The sequence below is a fragment of the Treponema primitia ZAS-1 genome, assembly GCF_000297095.1.
Classification (GTDB): Bacteria; Spirochaetota; Spirochaetia; order Treponematales; family Breznakiellaceae; genus Termitinema; species Termitinema primitia_A.
Genome location: NZ_AEEA01000040.1, coordinates 51,350 through 70,105 on the forward strand (window position 1 = coordinate 51,350; position 18,756 = coordinate 70,105).

Below are 18,756 nucleotides of genomic sequence, written 5' to 3' on the forward strand. Positions count from 1 at the left end.
TCCGTCCTATAACGCAAGTATTTTTTCGGCCGCTTTATCCAGGCCCTTGGACTGTTCGGCCACGGTGGATTCAATTTCCTTTTCCAGGGCCTTGAATTTATCGTTCTGCCATTCCGATCCATTGTAATCCAAGAATTTCTGCCTGAGCCGGTTGAACCAACTGCGGGCTTCGTTTTTATCCGGAAAGCTAAACAGGGTAGCCATTATCTTAAGAAGCAAAGCAAAACTGTGTTTCTGCCGTTCCGGGCTGACCGCAGCGTCTACCGCGTCGAAGGAGTTCTGTTGGAAGTACACCGAGTCGATAAGCTCGCCCTTGAGGTAGATTACGTAATCTTCAATACTGGTTCCTTCCTCGCCGACGACCTTCATCATCTGCTCTACTTCACTGCCCCGGCGCATAAAGCCGTGGGCATAGCTCACTTTTTCTGCGTTTATAATGCCCTTGTACTTGGACCAGGAATCCAGGGGGTGAATAGCGGGGAACTTACGGGCATCGGAACGTTCACGGGAAAGACCGTGGAAGGCGCCGACAACCTTTAGGGTTGCCTGGGTAACGGGTTCTTCAAAGTTACCGCCCGCAGGACTGACCGTACCGCCTATGGTTACGGACCCGACGTTCCCGTCTCTTAGCCGAACCGTACCGGCCCTTTCGTAGAAGCTGGCGATGGTGGATTCCAGGTAAGCGGGGAACGCTTCCTCGCCGGGGATTTCTTCCAGACGACCGGACATTTCGCGCATGGCCTGGGCCCAACGGCTGGTAGAGTCCGCCAGGAGCAGGACGTTAAGCCCCATCTGCCGGTAATATTCCGCCAGGGTCACCCCGGTGTATACCGAAGCTTCCCGGGAAGCAACGGGCATGGAAGAGGTATTACAAATAATAATGGTCCGCTCCATTAAGGAATGACCAGTTTTAGGATCCTTTAATTCGGGGAATTCCTTGAGGGTTTCCACCACTTCACCGGCGCGCTCACCGCAGGCGGCGAGGATTACGATGTCCACGTCCGCATTCTGGCTGGTGATCTGCTGAAGGACGGTCTTCCCGGCGCCAAAGGGTCCGGGGATACAGTAGGTACCGCCCCGGGCTACGGGGAAGAAGGTGTCGATAAGCCGGACACGGGTAACCATGGGCTCCGTGGGCTTAAACCGTTCCACAAAGCAGTCTATGGGCCGCTTTACGGGCCAGCGGAAGGAGAGGCTTACCGGTACGGTGTTTCCCTTTTCATCCTTGAGCTCCGCAATGGTGTCCCGAAGCTTATACGAACCGGGGCCTTTTATGGAAACTACGGTATAGGTTCCGTACAGGCCGAAGGGAACCATGATCCGGTGGGTAAAGGCCGCTTCCGGCACCGTACCCAGGGTATCCGCCCGTTCAACCGTATCGCCGACTTTTGCAACCGGGGTAAATTCCCAGGCCACATCCGAGGGCAGGGGGTCCAGATAGATGCCCCGTTCCAGGAACATACCCGCTACCGCCGTCAGTTTGGGCAGAGGGTTCTGGAGGCCGTCGTAGACCTGACCTAAAAGGCCGGGCCCCACTTCCACCGAGAGCATATCCCCGGTGTACTCCACCGTATCACCCACGGCGATACCCTTGGTAACCTCGAAGACCTGGAGCTGGGAAATATCACCCCTGATGCGGATGACCTCGCTTTTAAGCTGCTTGTCCGCAACCTTGACAAAGCCCACTTCGTTCATGGAGACAGGCCCGTCAAAACGGACGCTCACCATATTGCCGTTAACGGCTTCCACTGTACCTTTTGTTCCGATCATTTAGGTTCTCCCACGGACGGACCTACCGGTCCGAGTACACTCGACTGTGCGCTGCTCAATATGGCAGCGTAGAGTGTTTTATATTCCTTAAATCCTTCTTCCGTTTTAAACGATGCACGCCGCTCCAGGATGAGCAGCTTGAGCAGATAGGCGTACGCAACGTTCCGGCTGAAGTTATCTAATCCCTGTAAATAACCGATGGCTTCCCACCGGGCCTTATCCAGAACCATTTCCGCTTCCAGGGGGGATTCCACGGCCACAGCGGCTTTAACCGCCGCAGCTACGGCATCCGCCGGATATATGGGGGGCTCCACCGGGGCCGCAGTATCCCGTTTCGTCCGCTGGGCGCGGTACCGGGCTACGTTAAGACGCAGAGTCCGTTCCCATTCCCGCCAGTGGTCAATAAACTCGCTGCCAGAAGCGGATGCGTTCTCCGCATAGGAGGGCCTCCCGTCACCGGCGGCGTTTTTCCCCGGAAGTTCCGGGTCCAGACTAACCACATCCAGCAGGGCGCCGTCTTCGGCATCCAGTAGGGACTTGGCCAGCTCCCGAAAATATGCAGAAGTCATGGGTGCGCTCTGACCATAGACGAGGTTGGGGAGCTGGGCTGCTAAGTAATAGTAGGAGCCCACTGCTTAGTTTCCCTTTGCTGAGGTTTTAAGTATCTCCGCTAACCGGGGATTTAGATAGGACGAGAGCAACTCCGCCACGGATTCAACGGAAAAGTCGTAATATGCGGACCCATCCTTGGTGGCAATGCGAAAACCGGCGCCTAAATTACGGTCTGATTTTAACTCAACACCCTTATTTATCTCCGAGACGAGCTGATCATTGAAATAGGACCGGAGTTTATTGAGATTATCCTCGCTTAGGATGAGATCTAAAGAATCGGCGCCCTTGGAGACCCAGCTTTTTACTAATTCCGGAATTATCGCCTTAAGGGTATCCTCGCCATAGGAGGAAGCCGTCTTGGCGGCAATAATCTTGTCCAGCAAGGCCTCAATTTCACCTTTAAAGGCAAGGACAAGGTTCCGGGAAGCCTGTTCCAGGGCGGCGGTACCGGCTTTTTCGAAGCGTTCCGAATCCGTCTTAGCCTTGGCAATGATCCCCTCGGCTTCCCGCTGGGCGGATTCCACTATCCGTTTGGCATCGGAATCGGCCTGGGACTTTAGGCGGGCAGCTTCCTCTGAAGCGGAAACAATTCCGTCCTTCTTTATCTTATCAATAAGTTCTTGAAGTTGAATTTCCATAAGCTCCTCTTTAAATAGCAACAAATGAAATTGTATCGGCAACAAGTGAAATATGCAAGACCATTAAATAAAAAATACAAAAAATTCTTAAATTACCAATCAAACGAAAAAATAGACCGTTCATGGTAATCCCGGCCGGGCCCGAAGATACAGGAAGGGAATTCCCCATGATTCGGAGAATCCGGCAGATGCTGGGTCTCCAGGCAGAACCCGGTGTGCCTGTTGTATACTGAACCTTCTTTTCCGACAAGCCCGTCCAGAAAATTCCCCGTATAGAACTGGACCGCCGGCTGGGTAGTAAAAACCCGCATGGAACGGCCTGAAAGGGGTTCAAAAACATCCGCACAGGGCCGCAGCTTGCCCGGATCGCCGTCCAGCACAAAACAATGGTCATACCCGGGTCCATCGGTCCCATTCGTTCCCAGGGTACCCTTAAAATCCCGACCTATGGGTTTTCGGGCGGTAAAATCAAAGGCGCCTGTGGTCCCGGCACTCTGTACGGGCAGCAATTTTCCCGTGGGGATGAGGTTTTTATCCACATCAACATAGGAGGCGCCGTGAATTTGCAGCTCGTGGCCGAGGATATCCCCCCTGCCCTCCCCGGCTAGGTTAAAATACGCATGGTTTGTTAGGTTTACCGGACATTGGGCGTCCACCTGGGCTTGATAATCGGCCACAAGTTCATGTGATTTGGTAAGACCGTAGCTTACCACCGCCTTTAGGTTCCCCGGGTAGCCCTCATCGCCGTCGGGACTTTCCAGTTCAAACCGGACAAAGACGCCATCCTGCTCCTCATAAGCCTCGGCCTTCCAGAGGAATTTATCAAAACCCCGCCAGCCGCCGTGGAGACTATGCTTCCCATCATTTTTATAGAGATCGTAGGTCTTACCATTCAGGGCAAATCGCGCCCCGCCTATACGGTTACCAAAACGCCCGATGGTTGCCCCCACATAGTTTTTCGGGGTGTCATACCCTGCCAGGGTGGGAAAGCCTAAAAGCACATCATCGGTTCTTTTTTTTGAGGAGGGCACCAATAGGGATGTCCAGGTTGCTCCCAGGGTAGAGATAGATAGGGATAAATCTCCCGCTTTCAAGGTATAGAGCCGCACCTTTTTTCCGGAAGCAAGTACGCCGAAGGTTTTTTTGCTGATTTTCATGGATCTTCCCCCTTAAAAATATAAAAATAGTTTAACCCGGAAATATACTTGCGTCTACGCGGTGGACAGGAATTCCGAATTCAACCATGTGGTCTGTGTGGTCCGTGGTTATTCCTAATTTGGAATTGCTGTACGGTGGAAGGGGGTTCTTGTTTTTGATATATAGGGGAGGTATAGTGAATTCGTGGGTATTTTTGACCGCCTGGGTGATGTTATAAGAAGCTATCTCAATGATACAGGACCTGGTTTTACCGCCGGTCCTTCTATGGGACGGCGTTACGCCGATCCGGATCTGGATGCTGCGTATGAGGAGCTTGACGATTTCCTGGAAGGGAAGGATAAAGCCGGTGGCCGGGCGGATACCGGGGAAAACGGTTTCAGCCATGAAGGCAACGCCGGGAATGCGGGCAGTAAGACTCCGCCGGAAAGCCTTAGGGGAGACTTTGACGCCCTGGGCTTACCCTTCGGCGCTTCCGCGGAGGAGTGCAAGGCTGCGTATAAAAAGCTGTTGAAACTGCACCACCCGGACCGGCATGCGGGACATGAGGGGAATATGAAAAAGGCTACGGAAAAATCCGCCAGAATAAACGCGGCCTATGACCGGATAGAAAAGTGGCGGGCAACGGGGAAGGCGGAATAAAAAGCGAAAAATGATAGTGTACTATAAAATAGTAAACATCATAGATTTTCTGCTGGAGGAGTGAGTTTTTCAGAAGCCCCTTACTCCCCGCTGTCGTCTTCTCCCCACTCGCTTAACTTCCGGTGCAGGGTCTTGCGGCCCATGGCCAGGACTTCCGCAGCTTTACTCTTATTGCCCTTGTGGGCGGAAAGGGTGTCCCGGATGATGACCTTCTCCGCCTCCTCCATGGTGGTTCCCAAGGGTATCCTGATCCAGAGCGAGTCGTTCTGGGTGCGGACCGTGGGGGGCAGATCCTCCGCGGTGATCACCGGACCACGGGTCATGACCACGGCGCTTTCCATACAGTTCCGCAGTTCCCGTACATTGCCGGGCCAGTCGTAGGCGTAGAGGGCCGCCCGGGCTTTATCATCTATACCCTCCAGGGTTTTGCCGTTTTCCTCGGCAAACTCCCTGAGGAAGGCGGTAATAAGCAGGGGAAGATCGTCCTTCCGCTCCCGTAAAGGGGGGACCAAAATATTGACCACGTTGAGCCGATAGTAGAGGTCTTCCCGGAAATTACCCTTTTCTATTTCCGCCTTGAGGTCCTTGTTGGTGGCAGCAACGATGCGGACATCAACTTCGATGGTTTCCTCCCCCCCTACCCGTTCAAACTTTTTTTCCTGGAGCACCCGCAGAAGCTTTATCTGGATGTTCTGATCGATTTCGCCGATCTCGTCCAGGAAAAGGGTCCCCTCATGGGCAAGCTCGAAACGGCCCCGGGTACGGACCACCGCGCCGGTGAAGGCTCCCTTCTCATGGCCGAAGAGTTCGCTCTCCAGGATGCTGGCGGCAAGGGCGGCGCAGTGGACCTTGATCATGGGCTTGCCTTTACGGGGAGAAAGATCGTGGATGGCGTCCGCCACCAGTTCTTTCCCCACGCCGGATTCCCCGGTGATGAGGATCGAGGCTTTGGAGGGGGCGGCACGGCTTACGGTATCAAAGACCTGACGCATGGGGGCGCTGGTACCCACCATGGTCCTGAACTGTTTCTCGTGTTCCAGTTCTTCCTCAAGCCGACGGTGTTTGAGAAACAGTTCCCGGCCCTGGAGAGCCCGCTTTACCAGCAGGGAGAGATGGCCCAGGTCCACAGGTTTTGTGAGGAAGTCGTAGGCGCCGTTCCGCATGGCCGCCACGGCATTTTCCACCGTGCCATGACCGGTGAGGACTATCACCGGGATGCCCGGAGTTTCCGAATCTACCTTCTTGAGCAGTTCTTCTCCGCTGATGCCGGGCATCCGTAAATCGGTGATGAGCAGATCAATATCGCCCTTCCTGAAACGCTTGAACCCCGCATCCCCATCGGCGGCGGTTTCAACCTGATACCCGTCCATCTCCAGTGATGCTGCGAGCCCCTCCCGGATATTTTTTTCATCATCTACAACGAGGATTCTAAATTGCATTATTCCTCCCCGCCTTCAAAGGTGATGAGTTTCCGTTCCTTCTGGGGTATGGGCAGGGTGATTTTGAAACTGGTCCCCTCCCCTTCCTTTGATTTTACGGAAATCTCCCCCCGATGTTCCCGAACTATCTTAAAGACCAGGGTCAGTCCAAGGCCGGAACCTGTTTCCTTGGTGGTAAAATAGGGTTCAAATATTTTAGAAATATTTCCATCCGGTATCCCTATACCGGTATCCGACACAAGGATTTGGATTTCCCCATCCAGAAATTCGGTTTTTAGGGTAAGCTTCCCCCCCCCATCCATGGCAGCCTGGGCGTTCTTAATAAGATTGAGCAGCGCCTGCTTCATGTACCGTTCGTCAAAACCTATCCGGGGAAGGTTCTTATCAAGTTCTAAAATACATTTGATGTCCGATTCTTCCAGCTCATAGCGGACAAACTCCGCCAGTTCTTCTATGAGGACATTGAGGTCCCCTTCCCGGAAATCCATATTCATGGGACGAACCGCAAACAGAAAATCTACCACGATCCGGTTGAGGCGATCGATTTCTTCGTTTACCACACCAATATACTTATCCAGACTTGAAAAATATGAACGGGGATCCTGGCCCAATGCGTCTATACCGCTGGGATGGGCGTTGTAGTATATTTCCTTGTTCGCCTCCATGGCCTTCTGGATCAGCTGGATATGTATGGAAAGGGAGCCCAGGGGATTTTTGATTTCGTGGGCCACGCCGGCAGCCAGGGTGGTGAGGCTGGCAAGGTTTTCCGCCCGCCGGAGCTGGGCCTCCTTGATCCGTCTTTCGGTGATGTCCTCAATATAGATGAGGGAACCCGTAACCTGATGGTTCTTTACCAGGGGAAGAACGCTGATACTGAGCAGCCGGGAGACCCCTTGAACTAAAGTTCCGGGCACTGAAGTTCCGGGAACTTTAGTGCCATTGATCTCCACATCAAATTCCCGCTCTTCCACCCGGTCGCCGTTTTGCAGGGTAAGCTCAAAAAAATCTCGGATCTTCTCATCCCGTACCACCTGCCACAGGGGAACCTTCCCCTGCTCGAAAGAGCTGATTGGAAGCATCCGTTCGGCGTATTTATTGGCCAGTACCAGGTTGTTTTCCGTATCGCAGACCAGGATACCCTCGGTGATAGAATCCAGTACCGTTTCCAGGCGGTCTATTTCGGCGGCGGCGGAAAAAAGCAGATCCCGAACCTGCTCCCCGGTCATCTTATTGAGTTTTTGTAAGGCCCGCTTAATAAATTCTCTCATGGTATCTTCCCTAAAAATAACCATTCTTGGTGTTTTTTGCAATCCGTATTCACCCGGATTGCATTTTTATTTAACGTATAATATAGTAACTATAAGGAGCTGGATTATGGCGATTGCCTTCGATTCCGAATTACGCCTGCCGGCTTCCCGCGAAGGCCTTGATGCGGTAATAGATTGGGTTACGGAGAAAATGGATTATGAGCATTGCCCCCGGAAAATGCAGAATCATGTTGCGGTAGTCACGGAAGAATTGTTCGTAAATATTTGTGATTATGCCTACGGCGCTGGGGTAGGACAGGCGCTTATCCGGATTACTTTTAAGGATAACTCCCTGTATATGCAGTTTGAAGATTCCGGCATTCCCTTTAATCCCCTGGAACAGGGTGCTCCTGATACAAACGCCCGCATAGAGGATCGCCCGATTGGCGGACTCGGCATCCATATAGTAAGGAAATGGATGGATTCGGTTACATACGAAAGAATAGACGAGAAGAATATTCTTACCCTACGAAAATTAATTCCCAACAAGGAGCAGGGATAAAACCTGAATTTGGGCAATAAACATGGAAATATTAGAGCTTCAAAAAGGAACGAAACTTATTCTCACTATAAGAGGCAGGTTGGATGCCAATGAGGGGGATCTGTTACAAAAACGGTTCAAACAGATTAAAATGATGACCACCGATTTGACCCTTGATCTTTCAGAACTGAAATTTCTTTCCAGCGCGGGAATCCGGATAATCATTACTATTATGAAAGAAATGAACGCCAAGAAGGGCACATTCGCCATTAGTAAAATAAGCCCCGAGGTGCGGGAAATTTTTAATGTGGTCGGCCTTATAGACCTTTTTGTTCAGGATGAAAAATATGTCATTGTGGTAAAGGAAAAATCAGAAACAAAAGCGGTTTTAACCATGTCAGGCAATCCTGATCTGAAGTCCGGCCGGGACCTGAGCGACCATATAAAGGAATTGCAGGCCCAGGGGATCACAGAATTCGTACTTGATATGACCGGGATAGCTACCACAACCCCAAAATTTGAAGAAAAATTATTCGAAATTACACGGGAAATAGAGACAAAAAGCAAATTGACCGTGTTACGGCCCCCGGAACCGCCGCCAATAGTACCGGCATAAACAATTACTTATAGTAAATAGCCAGGGTGGTAATATCATCCGACTGTTCGGCGCCTGATACAAACCCGGCAATGTCATTCCGTATGGCAGTGTCAAATTCTTCGGGCAATAAATCGCGGTGTTTATTAGCGGATTCAAGGAAGCGGTCGTTGCCCCATTGTTCCTCAAGGGTATTCATAGCTTCGTTGACCCCATCGGTATACAGGTAAAGCCTGTCTCCGGAATGAAAGCCGATCTCGCAAAGCTGGTATTCCGAACCTTCCAGCATTCCCAGGGGAATACCTTTTTTAAGTTCCATAAAACGGTAGGGTTCGTTATTCTGCGAAATGAGCGGCCTGTTATGCCCCGCATTTGCATAGGTCATCTTTCCGGTTTCCAAATCAAGACATACAAGAAAAACGGTAACAAACATACTCAGGGTGTTATCCTCGCTGAGCTGATCATTCACCTCCCTAAGGGCGGAAGCCGGATCAAGGCCGCGGAGCATCTTTGCTTTAATAAGCGTTTTTGCGATCACCATAAATAAGGCAGCCGGAACACCCTTTCCGCTTACATCGGCGATTACAAATACCGCTTTGGTCTCTTCATCGTTCAGATAGAAAAAATCATAAAAATCGCCTCCAACCTGTTTCGCGGAGATCATCTTCGCAAACAGCGCAAGCCACTTATGGCTGGTAAATTTCGGAAATATTTTAGGCAGCATATCATTCTGGATTTCCGAGGCGATAGAAAGCTCGGCATTTACCCGTTCCTTTTCCGCAGTTATCCTGCTGATATTTTCTATGTGGGCTTTTATATCCCCGGTCATTTTATTAAAGGCATTGCCCAACTCTGCTATTTCATCATTCCCCTTTATGATAATTTTAGCGGCAAGGTCTCCGCTGCCGATACGCCGTACAGTTTCTGCAAGCCTGGCAATGGGCCTTGTCAGGGACAGGGCAAGGATATATGCGAAAATTCCTGCCAGGATAATTACCGGAATAAGCGATATGAAAAGTGCGATAATAGCATTTTGTTCCAGCCTTTTTACAAAGCTTATTTCAAAATCAAGTCCCAAAACGCCGGAAACGGCGCCGTCCTTAATAATAGGTACGTAAGCGGAAATGGCGTTTCCGTATTCATTGGCAACCGGTTTATCGGCAATTCGAAGCGTCCGCTCTTTATAGGCGATATCCATATCTTCCCCGATATAATCCGGATCATGCAGAATATCAATATCAATGGTATCCGGCGTCCAGTCCGAAGACAATAAAAACCGGTACTTATCCCCCACCTTTTCCATATAATAGATATACAGCATATTAAATGAAACGGCGATCTGATCAAGCTTTTCAATCCTGGCCCAAAAATCAGGAGACTGCTCCCTGGCCCCGCTTAAGAGATACTGCGTATCGGCCAATTCGGGCATCCGCTTTTGTACCAGCGCCGCCACTTCCGAGAGGGTTGTCCGATAACTATCTATTATATAATTCTGATAGCGGGAATACATCAAAATTCCGACGCCGAGGGAAACAATAATACCTAATCCGCTTATAAAAATGAAAAAACGCGTTTTCAGACTTTTCATTAATATGTTTCCATGAGACGGGGAGAGCCGTGACTGACCATACCCCGCTTGAGTTCAGAGGCGAGCCGGTCCAGGGCAAGGGCGGGGCTCAGGTTGTAGGTACCCACGGCGCTCTCCGCCTCCCGCACCGCAGCGCGCCATATATCCCGATAGGCAAGGGCGCCCGGGTCTCCTGCAACTTGCAACGAAGTTTCCCGCGCATTAAGACTTTCCCCAATCAGGGTGAGGAGGGACTGCAAAAATTGGCTGAACCGGCTGCGGAGCTCAAAATTGTCCGCGCCCTCCAAAACCTTGGATACCAGGGACTTTGTATCCTCCAGGGGCCGTCCAAGACCGGCGGCCTCCGCAATAGGGGCGGTGTATTTTCCCAGGCTTACCAAGGGGTCGTTCAGCGGCGCGCCGGATCGTTTTAGGGTAATCACCGATCCCATGGCAACCGAGGCGACGAAGAGGGCCCCCAGGGGATAGAGGGTTTCACCGGAAACCGGAAGGAAGGAATCAAGGTATAGGCTGATCGAATCCACCTGTTCCCGGGGATCCCGGAATATCTTGCGTAAAACCTGTGCCTCCACCGTTTTGTCCCGGGCGATAAAACGGTACGGCCGGACCCGGGATAAAATAGTGGGGAGCAGCGCCTCGTAATGGGCCGTGGAAAGCACAATGGTTACCCTTTCCGGGGGCTCTTCCAGTATTTTGAGCAGAGAATTACGGGCGCCATCCTGCATGTGGTCGGCGTTTTCAATAACCAGGAGTTTCCGTTTCCCCTGGGGCGCCAGGCGGCTCCACCACGCGGCCCGGCGTACTTGGGCTACAGAGATACGGTCGCCAATGCCCTCGGCTTCCAGTTTAAAACTGATTTTTAGAATCGAATCCACCGTTTTAGTGAGGGCCTCGGGATCTACGGCGTCTAATTCATCCAGATTCTCGTCCAGGGACTGAATAAGGGGATTTAGTTTTGATATTTTTGGATCGTCCTCCCACAGGACCGGGGAAAAACGGGCCAGGAGTTTGCGGACCGAACGGATAAACAGGAACCGTGTTGCCGGAACCGGGGGATCCCGCAAAAAAGCGGCGGCGGAGGCCGCAATCTCCGCAGAAAAGTTCCGGGGCCCCAGGAGGAGAAGATCCGGATGGGTAAGTTGGCGGTGGCGGGCGCAGGCCGGACAGGAACAGTTCCAGGCCCCTGTTTGTTCGCAGGAGAGGACACGCCCAAGCTCCAGGGCGGCGCTGCCCTTACCCGAAGCCTGGGGACCTGAAAACAGCATGGAAGGCGCCAGGATTCCCCCGCTGATATCCGATGAGAGCAGGCTTATTACCGGCTGGCCTAATACATTTTCAAACATTGTTTCCCGCCCCCAACACGGGCAGCCTCAATTCCCCCACCAGGGGCCCGAGGAACTTCGCAAAAAAACTATGCTCCAAAAGAGAGTCGGGGTTGAACAGGGGCTGTATGCCGATAACGAAGAGGATCAGGCTTACCAGAAGCAGCCCCTCCAATAGGCCAAAGACGAGCCCCAGGGCATGATCAAGCCCCGCTAGAAGATTAATCCGGGAGATAATATCCTGGATGATATGCTCCAGTATTTTGATAACAAGCAAAACGATTACCATGATGGCGACAAAGGCTATCAACTCCGGCAATACCGCCACATCCGAGAGAATCTTCGTTCGGACAAAGGCAGCTCCGGCTTGATAAAACAGCAGGGCCGCCAGAAGGCTCAGTACCACCGAGGCCATGGACATGATCTCCTTGATGAACCCCCGCAGGGCACAGCGGATGATCAGAATAAAAATAAGTACAATAAAGATGATGTCGATGATCGCCATGTTCATGTTTCTCCAGTAAGCGCCGAAAATATTTCCCGGGCGATCAGCGCCGCCCCGTCCCGGTTCCCCATACGCGCCGAAGAAGCGGCCATGGCGTTCCGCAGCTCCGCATTTTCCGCCAGCCCAGCCACGGCGCGGGCCAAGGCCGATGCGGTTTCCTTCAAATTCCCTGCGCCGCCGATTACCACCGCAGCGCCGGCCTTTTCGAAAACCCGGGCATTTTCCACCTGATCCCCCCGGGTACCCGAACCCCGGAGCGGTATGAGCGCCATGGGCTTCCCCGCAACAGCGGCTTCCCAGACCGTACCGGCGCCGCTGCGGCCCAGGATCAGTTCCGCTGCGGCCAATACCTGGGGCATATCCTCCCGGATATACGCGTAGGGAAGGTATCGTTCCGAAGCGGGTACATCCCAGCCCTGGTTGGGGCCGGTCTGGTGTACCACGGTATAATATTTGGTAAGGGCGGGCAAACATTCCCTGACCAGTTCGTTGATCTCCCGGGCGCCCTGGCTGCCCCCTAAAACCAGGAGTATCCGCTCATCAGGCCCAATCCCCAAGAAGGCCCTTCCCCGGGCGGCGTCGGCATTACGGAAGCCGGGCCGTACGGGATTACCGGCGGTCACCACCCTTTCCCGGAAAGCCGGGGCAAAAAAGGACGCCGTGTCCTCATAGGCGGTAAATATACGCCGGGCAAACCGGGCGTTAATCCGGGTAGCAAGCCCGGGGCTATAGTCCGACTCATGGGTAAACACCGGGATACCCAGGGAAGCTGCGGCGGCGCAGGGGGGAACGCTGACGAAGCCGCCCTTTGAAAAGAGCAAGGCGGGCTTCTCTTTTTTTAGTATACGCCGGGCCGCCCAAAACCCGGCGTTTATTTTCAGAATATCCGAAATGTTTTTGAGGGAAAAATACCGCCTGAGCTTTCCCGAAGGGACGCCGAAAAACTCAAACCCCGCCTCTTCTACAATGGACCGGTCCATTCCGGCGGCGGAGCCTATCCAGAAAATCCGGCAGGGTAGAAGTTCCTTCAAGGCCGCGGCCACAGCCAAACCGGGGTATATATGCCCACCGGTACCGCCCCCGGTAAAGGCTATAGGTATCATGAATAAAGTATACCCACTTTACCCCAAAGGAGCAACTAAGAACCGGAACCGCCTTGAAAAAGTATAAAATCATGGTATATTGGGTTAATGAATACCAAAACAACGCTTATCGAAGTTCCCTACGGTACGAAAAAGCTTTCCTGCACAGTTCCAATGGACCGCAGTGTCAGGGTACTCCGTCCCGCTCCGCCGGCGGAGGATGGAGCTTCGGAGATTGATATAATCAAACAGGCTCTGGCGGCGCCCATCGCTTCCCCTCCCCTTGCGGAACTTGCGAGGGGTAAGAAAAACATAGTTATCCTGACCAGCGATCATACCCGGCCTGTGCCGAGCAGCCTTACCCTGCCGGCCATGCTTGGGGAGATACGCCGCTTTTCTCCGGAAGCAAGGATCACCATCCTTATCGGTACGGGGTGTCACCGGGCGACAAGCCGGGAGGAGATGGAAAAAAAAATTCGGCGCCGAACTATGTAAAGGGGAAACCATTATAAACCACAATTCAGAAGACCCCTCTTCCCTGGTATCCCTGGGCCGGCTGCCCTCCGGGGGGGAACTGGTGATAAACCGCCTGGCCGCGGAGGCGGATCTCCTGGTGGCGGACGGCTTTATCGAGCCCCACCAGTTTGCGGGTTTCAGCGGCGGCCGTAAGAGCGTCCTGCCGGGTATCGCCAGCTTTACTACGGTACTTGCCAGCCATAACGCCGAATTTACGGTGCACCCCGCTTCCCGGCCGGGAAGCCTGGAGGGTAACCTGATCCACCAGGATATGCTCTACGCCGCACGGCAGGCGAAGCTGGCCTTTATCCTGAACGTAGCCCTTTCCCCGGCCAAGCGGGTTATCGCCGCCTTCGCGGGGGATATGGAAAAGGCCCACCTGGCGGGATGCGATTTTGTTTTGAAACACTGCGGGGTAAGGGCGCCGGCAACGCCGGTGGTGATCACCTCCAACGGAGGGTATCCCCTGGATCAGAATGTCTATCAGTCCACCAAGTCGATCATGCAGGCGGATCTGGTCTGCGAAAATGGGGGGGTTATCATCTCCGTTAATGAATGCAGGGATGGGCATGGGTCGGAATCCTTCTACCGTATTTTTAAGGAATCCCCGTCCCTGGATACGCTGCTGGGGGAAATTGAAAAACGGGGGCGGGAGGAAACGGTTCCGGACCAATGGGTAATTCAGCTAACCGCAATGATACTGCGGAAAAGGACGGTCATATTCGTGTCCGCCGTTACGCCGGATATTATTGAAGGCCTGCATATGCGCCATGCCGCAAGCCTGGAGGAAGCGCTGACCATGGCGGACAAGATTATAGGCAGGGAAAACAGCCCCATCACGGTGCTTCCGGACGCAGTATCCCTGGTGCTGCAGTAATTATTTTTCGGTCAGGGTTATGGCATCGTCCACGGGTTCCCCCAGGAGACTGTACTCTTCGATCCGTTCCAAATAAACCTTAGAAAGATAATCGTCCTCATCTATACGCAGGGCATTGTTGAAGTAGGTTTTTGCGGTCTCCCATTCTTTCATCGAAAATAGCCGGAGCCCCTTTTCGTAACAATCAAGGAGTTCCCGGTCAATGACCAAAGAAGCGGCCGCAGGGCCCTGGCAATCCGCCGCAGCCGGCTCGCCTGCAAAGGCGGCATATACCGCGTAGAGTCCCACGGGATTACTCTTTCCCTTTACCCTAACCGTATCAACTTTTCTGAATATAAATTGATCCCGGGCGGCTTCGTACATATTTTCCGATACTATGATTGGGTGGTGATACATTTTTGTAACCCCCTCAAGCCGGGAAGCGAGGTTTACATTATCGCCTATTACGGTATAGTCCATCCGGTCCTGGAAGCCGATATTCCCCACAACGCATTCACCGCTGTTAATACCAATGCCTACGGCAAAGCCCTTTTCAGGCAGGGTGAGCTGGGAGGTATCCACCTTCGACAGGGCTTTAATCATCCGCACCGCCGCGCGGATTGCACAGGCCTGGGCATTGGGCAGAGGCCGGGGAGCGCCGAATATGGCCATAATGGCATCGCCGATAAATTTATCGATATGCCTCCCTCGGCGATTATTTCGTTTCCCATGATGGAAAAGAAGGCGTTCAGAAAACCTACAAGATCCTGGGCGCTTGAGTTTTCGGATATCTTGGTGAAATTCCGTATGTCAAGAAAAAAAATCACCACATTTCTGGTTTCGCTCTGGATCGAAGTTCCCGCCGATTTATGGATAATTTCATCAATCACATCCGAGGGAACATAACGGGCAAAGGCTATCCGGGTTTTCTTCTGCAGCTCTTCCATTTCCAGGATCGAAAGGGCGTTTGAAATAATCGGGGAAGCGGCGCTTAAAAAAACATCCAGGTTTTCCATAATGAGGGGGGAAAAATATTCCTTGATTGAATTGCCAATATGCACGGTGGCAAATTTCTGGCCGCCGACCAATAGGGGAACCATGATGTATGATTCGATGCGTTTTTTCTTATCCCCCGGGGGGTAAAAATCCTCTGTTTGCCTTTTTGCAACCTGAAAGTCAGGGAACAGGTTATTAAAATCTGCAATGCTGATGGCATTAAAATCTTCAGCAATCGGTTCATTAAAACCAACACGATTCGCAGAATATACAACCAGGGAATTATCCTGGCCCTTTATCATCACCGTTACGATCTCCGCTTCGCAGATATAATTAAGCAGATCGAAAAACCCTCTGACTATATCTTCCAGGGAACCGAGTTTGGCGGAAAGTTCCGCCAACATCCCTATCACGGTGGTCTGAAAGAGCTTTGCGTCCAGGAGATTGTTTACCGTTTCTATTAAGGCGTTATCGTCAATCCGTTTTCCCTCATGCTCGATCGCCGAAAAGTCCGGTTCCGGGGCCTCCGCCAAAAGCTTGGCTACGCTGTTTTGCAGCTCAGTAAAATTCTCCGGCGATTTTTCTATATAAAAATCTGCTCCGGCCTGGTCCCCCCAGAATTTATCCTTAATTTCACTGAGGCTGGTAAACATAATAATAGGGATAACCTTAGTGTTTTTCCGGGATTTTAGCAGACGGGTAGCCTGGTAGCCCTTAAAGAGGGGCATCTCCACATCGGTAATGATAAGATGGGGCATAAAACTGAATACCATTTTAATTCCTTCAAAACCATTTACCGCCCGTCTCGTTTGGTATCCAAGGGCATCGAGAAATTCTAAAACCATATCGGCAAAAATATCCGAATCCTCAAAAAGCAGTATTCGTTTACCCGGTGAATTGATACTAGCCATTGGCTTCCCCGATAAGTTCCTTAACTGCCGTAAGCAGGTTATGATTATTAAATGAATTTTTAATGATATAGCGGTTTGCCCCGAGCAAAGCCGCCCGTTTCTGATCCTCATCGCTCTCCCGTGAAGAAATAACAATGATAGGAATCTTGGACAGCTCGTCATTTTTGCGTACATTTTCGGTCAGCATAAAGCCGTCCATAATGGGCATATTAAGATCCGTACATATAAGATCATAGGAGCTGTTCTTTGCCGCCGCAAGGGCCTCCGCGCCGTCCGCTGCGGTATCAACCTTGTAACCTTCGGACCTGAGAATTTCACCCTCAATTTCCCTGGTGGGAAGGGAATCGTCAACCACCAGTACTGATTTTCGCATTTTTTCATATTCGATGTGCCGCTTCTTCATGTCTATGGTCTTAAGATGTTTGGCCATCCGTATTACCGTCGGCATATGCAGGGCGGGCACCATTTCATAGTCTTCACTCAACACCATCCCTGAAAAAACGTGGATGTTCTCCATAAAGGTGGGCATTGATTTAAGAATTACCGAGCGCATACTGCTGATGCTGTCGATAACCAGGGCAATAACATCGTCATAGGCATGGATGATAACCACAAAAAGAGCCCGTTGGTTATTCTGATCCCCGCCGGTTTTAAGATGCAGTATCTGGTTAAGGTAATACAGTTTTATTATCCGGTTTTCAAATTTAATTCCCGGCCGGTCAACAACCGTAATAATGTCTTCCTGATTTATAAGAAGAATGGTATCCACAAAATTTGAGGGAATTATAAATTTCATTTCTCCGCAGACTATGGGGAAGCCCATGAGGGAAGCAATGGAAAGAGGAACAAGGATCGTAAATATCGTTCCCCTGCCGGGAACACTCTCAACCAGGATACTACCCTTAAGCTGCTCTATACTGGAACGTACCGCATCCATGCCTACCCCGCGGCCGGAAATGTTGTTTATTTCTTCCGATGTGGTAAAACCGCTTTGGAAAATGAAACCGGTAAGATCCTCCTGGCCCAGTGAAGCAGCCACATCGGCGCTTACCAGGCCCTGGGACACCGCTTTTTTCCGTATAGCTTCCAGATCAATACCGCGGCCATCGTCGGAAATGGTGATCTTCATATTACCGCTTTCCCGGGCGCAATTGATAATAAGCTGTCCCGCCTCGTCCTTTCCTGCGGCAACCCGATCCTCCGGCGGCTCAATGCCGTGGTCTACGGAATTCCGGATCATGTGGAGAAAAACATCGGAAAGTATTTCGATAATATTTTTATCTATCTCGTTTTCACTTCCCTCAATGGTAAGCTGTACCTTTTTTCCAAGCTCTGCGGACATCTCAAATATATACCGGGGATAGGCGTCCAAAATAGTAGAAAGAGGCAGCATACGCAGGGATATGACCCCGTCATAGGCGTTCCGGGTGTTGTTTCCCACATCAATGGAATAATTTCTGAGCCGGGAATTCACTTTACCGCTGATCTGCTCTATTTTTCTAAACCGGTTTACCAGTGCGGGATCCACAAGCTTTGATGTTTTAATGACCCGGGAGTATGCTTTTATCAACTCATGCAGTGTTTCTGTTTCCATTGAAATAGTCTTTGAAGCTATTTCCAGGGACTGCAGGGAGGCAATGCTTTTAATTATGGCGTCTATTTTTGAAAGGGAAATCCGGATACTTTCTGATTTTGCATCCTGCCGCTTCTCCCGCTTTGCCACCTGCCCTGCCGCTTCTCCCGCATTCGCCTTTTCCACGGAGCGGTCACCCTGTTTTTCTATGGCCCTGCTGCCGCTGACCACAAGATTCTCTTCACCCTTTTTCTTTCGTTTTTTTCCGCCCGGTGAAGGTTCATGGCCCGTATCGGCTTCTGCGTTTTTTTTCTCCGGTAAGGGGGACTGTCTTTTTACTTCCCCTTCCGCATCGGGGCTTACGGGCACCAGGAATTCTTCGTTCGATGCCAGAGCTGCAAGTTCCTTTTCAAAGGCAATGATATCAATATCATCATTCTGGGTCTTCTGTACCGTCCCAAGCCCCGATTTAAGGGTATCCAGAGCCGCCAGGGCAAGCCGCATGGCATTATCGGTCAGGCCGATGCGCTGTTCCCGGACCGCCACAAAAACTCCCTCCAGGGCATGGGTCAGGGATTCGATGCGCTTAAATTCCAGCATCCGGGAGGAGCCCTTCAGGGTATGGAGGGCCCGCAGCAGGGTTGCAAGATCATCATCCACCGAAACGCCGTCTTTTATTTCAAAGAGCAGCGTTTCTACAACCTTGATGTTTTCAATTCCCTCATCGATAAATTTACCGATGTACTTTCCCTTATCTATTGCCATAAA

The 18,756-nt window shown here is 51.6% G+C and carries 18 protein-coding genes; 5 read left to right on the forward strand and 13 right to left on the reverse strand.

Annotated elements, in window-relative coordinates:
- Nucleotides 1–6: 6 nt before the first annotated feature.
- The 4 genes from TPRIMZ1_RS0106680 to TPRIMZ1_RS0106695 form a co-directional block, all read right to left on the reverse strand.
- The gene (locus tag TPRIMZ1_RS0106680) at nt 7–1,770 is read right to left on the reverse strand and encodes a V-type ATP synthase subunit A (protein ID WP_010256695.1); all 1,764 of its coding nucleotides are present in this window, start codon (nt 1,768–1,770) and stop codon (nt 7–9) included.
- Nucleotides 1,767–2,402, reverse strand: coding sequence for a hypothetical protein (locus TPRIMZ1_RS18565; RefSeq protein ID WP_051004289.1), 636 nt, complete (start codon nt 2,400–2,402; stop codon nt 1,767–1,769). Before TPRIMZ1_RS18565 ends, TPRIMZ1_RS0106680 begins: the two co-directional genes overlap by 4 nt.
- Nucleotides 2,403–2,405: 3 nt before the next feature.
- The gene (locus TPRIMZ1_RS0106690; RefSeq protein ID WP_010256700.1) at nt 2,406–3,020 is read right to left on the reverse strand and encodes an ATP synthase subunit E; all 615 of its coding nucleotides are present in this window, start codon (nt 3,018–3,020) and stop codon (nt 2,406–2,408) included.
- A gap of 92 nt (nt 3,021–3,112) precedes the next feature.
- A complete protein-coding gene (locus TPRIMZ1_RS0106695) occupies nt 3,113–4,177 on the reverse strand; it encodes an aldose epimerase family protein (RefSeq protein ID WP_010256703.1) in 1,065 nt (354 codons plus the stop codon).
- 184 nt (nt 4,178–4,361) lie between these two features.
- On the opposite strand from TPRIMZ1_RS0106695, the gene TPRIMZ1_RS0106700 reads away from it, so the two are divergent.
- Nucleotides 4,362–4,817, forward strand: a complete 456-nt coding sequence (locus tag TPRIMZ1_RS0106700) for a J domain-containing protein (protein ID WP_010256706.1) — start codon at nt 4,362–4,364, stop codon at nt 4,815–4,817.
- A gap of 80 nt (nt 4,818–4,897) precedes the next feature.
- Here TPRIMZ1_RS0106700 and TPRIMZ1_RS0106705 read toward each other — a convergent pair whose 3' ends face one another.
- Together TPRIMZ1_RS0106705 and TPRIMZ1_RS0106710 are read right to left on the reverse strand one after the other, a co-directional pair.
- Nucleotides 4,898–6,256: a sigma-54-dependent transcriptional regulator gene (locus TPRIMZ1_RS0106705; RefSeq protein ID WP_010256707.1), complete on the reverse strand. Its 1,359-nt coding sequence runs from the start codon at nt 6,254–6,256 to the stop codon at nt 4,898–4,900.
- On the reverse strand, nt 6,256–7,524 hold the full coding sequence (locus tag TPRIMZ1_RS0106710) for a two-component system sensor histidine kinase NtrB (protein ID WP_026043577.1): 1,269 nt from the start codon (nt 7,522–7,524) through the stop codon (nt 6,256–6,258). The genes TPRIMZ1_RS0106705 and TPRIMZ1_RS0106710 overlap by 1 nt, the downstream gene beginning before the upstream one ends.
- A 106-nt stretch (nt 7,525–7,630) precedes the next feature.
- Here TPRIMZ1_RS0106710 and TPRIMZ1_RS0106715 point away from each other — a divergent pair, with 106 nt between their 5' ends.
- A complete protein-coding gene (locus TPRIMZ1_RS0106715; protein WP_010256713.1) occupies nt 7,631–8,065 on the forward strand; it encodes an ATP-binding protein in 435 nt (144 codons plus the stop codon).
- A gap of 22 nt (nt 8,066–8,087) precedes the next feature.
- On the forward strand, nt 8,088–8,660 hold the full coding sequence (locus TPRIMZ1_RS0106720; protein ID WP_051004290.1) for an STAS domain-containing protein: 573 nt from the start codon (nt 8,088–8,090) through the stop codon (nt 8,658–8,660).
- A gap of 4 nt (nt 8,661–8,664) precedes the next feature.
- Here the strand turns inward: TPRIMZ1_RS0106720 and TPRIMZ1_RS0106725 are convergent, their stop codons facing one another.
- From TPRIMZ1_RS0106725 to murG, 4 genes are read right to left on the reverse strand one after another with little or no spacing between them, the layout of a single operon-like run.
- Nucleotides 8,665–10,227 (reverse strand): PP2C family protein-serine/threonine phosphatase, encoded by a 1,563-nt coding sequence (locus TPRIMZ1_RS0106725; protein ID WP_010256718.1) that lies wholly within the window; start codon nt 10,225–10,227, stop codon nt 8,665–8,667.
- Nucleotides 10,227–11,570 carry a DNA polymerase III subunit delta' gene (locus TPRIMZ1_RS0106730; protein WP_010256719.1) on the reverse strand — a complete coding sequence of 448 codons (1,344 nt, stop codon included), beginning with the start codon at nt 11,568–11,570 and terminating at the stop codon, nt 10,227–10,229. Before TPRIMZ1_RS0106730 ends, TPRIMZ1_RS0106725 begins: the two co-directional genes overlap by 1 nt.
- Nucleotides 11,563–12,060 (reverse strand): CvpA family protein, encoded by a 498-nt coding sequence (locus TPRIMZ1_RS0106735; protein ID WP_010256720.1) that lies wholly within the window; start codon nt 12,058–12,060, stop codon nt 11,563–11,565. Before TPRIMZ1_RS0106735 ends, TPRIMZ1_RS0106730 begins: the two co-directional genes overlap by 8 nt.
- Complete coding sequence (gene murG / locus TPRIMZ1_RS0106740) at nt 12,057–13,157, reverse strand: undecaprenyldiphospho-muramoylpentapeptide beta-N-acetylglucosaminyltransferase (RefSeq protein ID WP_010256722.1); 1,101 nt, start codon at nt 13,155–13,157, stop codon at nt 12,057–12,059. Before murG ends, TPRIMZ1_RS0106735 begins: the two co-directional genes overlap by 4 nt.
- Nucleotides 13,158–13,244: 87 nt before the next feature.
- Here murG and TPRIMZ1_RS20975 point away from each other — a divergent pair, with 87 nt between their 5' ends.
- Complete coding sequence (locus TPRIMZ1_RS20975) at nt 13,245–13,631, forward strand: lactate racemase domain-containing protein (protein WP_269775811.1); 387 nt, start codon at nt 13,245–13,247, stop codon at nt 13,629–13,631.
- Nucleotides 13,513–14,529: a nickel-dependent lactate racemase gene (gene larA, locus TPRIMZ1_RS18570; RefSeq protein WP_269775812.1), complete on the forward strand. Its 1,017-nt coding sequence runs from the start codon at nt 13,513–13,515 to the stop codon at nt 14,527–14,529. Before TPRIMZ1_RS20975 ends, larA begins: the two co-directional genes overlap by 119 nt.
- Here larA and TPRIMZ1_RS20980 read toward each other — a convergent pair whose 3' ends face one another.
- Genes TPRIMZ1_RS20980 through TPRIMZ1_RS0106760 form a run of 3 tightly spaced genes read right to left on the reverse strand, consistent with a single transcriptional unit; the run spans nt 14,530 to nt 18,753 of the window.
- A complete protein-coding gene (locus tag TPRIMZ1_RS20980) occupies nt 14,530–15,180 on the reverse strand; it encodes an adenylate/guanylate cyclase domain-containing protein (protein WP_081503632.1) in 651 nt (216 codons plus the stop codon). It abuts the gene before it with no gap.
- On the reverse strand, nt 15,108–16,415 hold the full coding sequence (locus TPRIMZ1_RS20985) for a response regulator (protein ID WP_010256726.1): 1,308 nt from the start codon (nt 16,413–16,415) through the stop codon (nt 15,108–15,110). Before TPRIMZ1_RS20985 ends, TPRIMZ1_RS20980 begins: the two co-directional genes overlap by 73 nt.
- Nucleotides 16,408–18,753: a hybrid sensor histidine kinase/response regulator gene (locus TPRIMZ1_RS0106760; protein ID WP_010256730.1), complete on the reverse strand. Its 2,346-nt coding sequence runs from the start codon at nt 18,751–18,753 to the stop codon at nt 16,408–16,410. Before TPRIMZ1_RS0106760 ends, TPRIMZ1_RS20985 begins: the two co-directional genes overlap by 8 nt.
- Nucleotides 18,754–18,756: the final 3 nt, after the last annotated feature.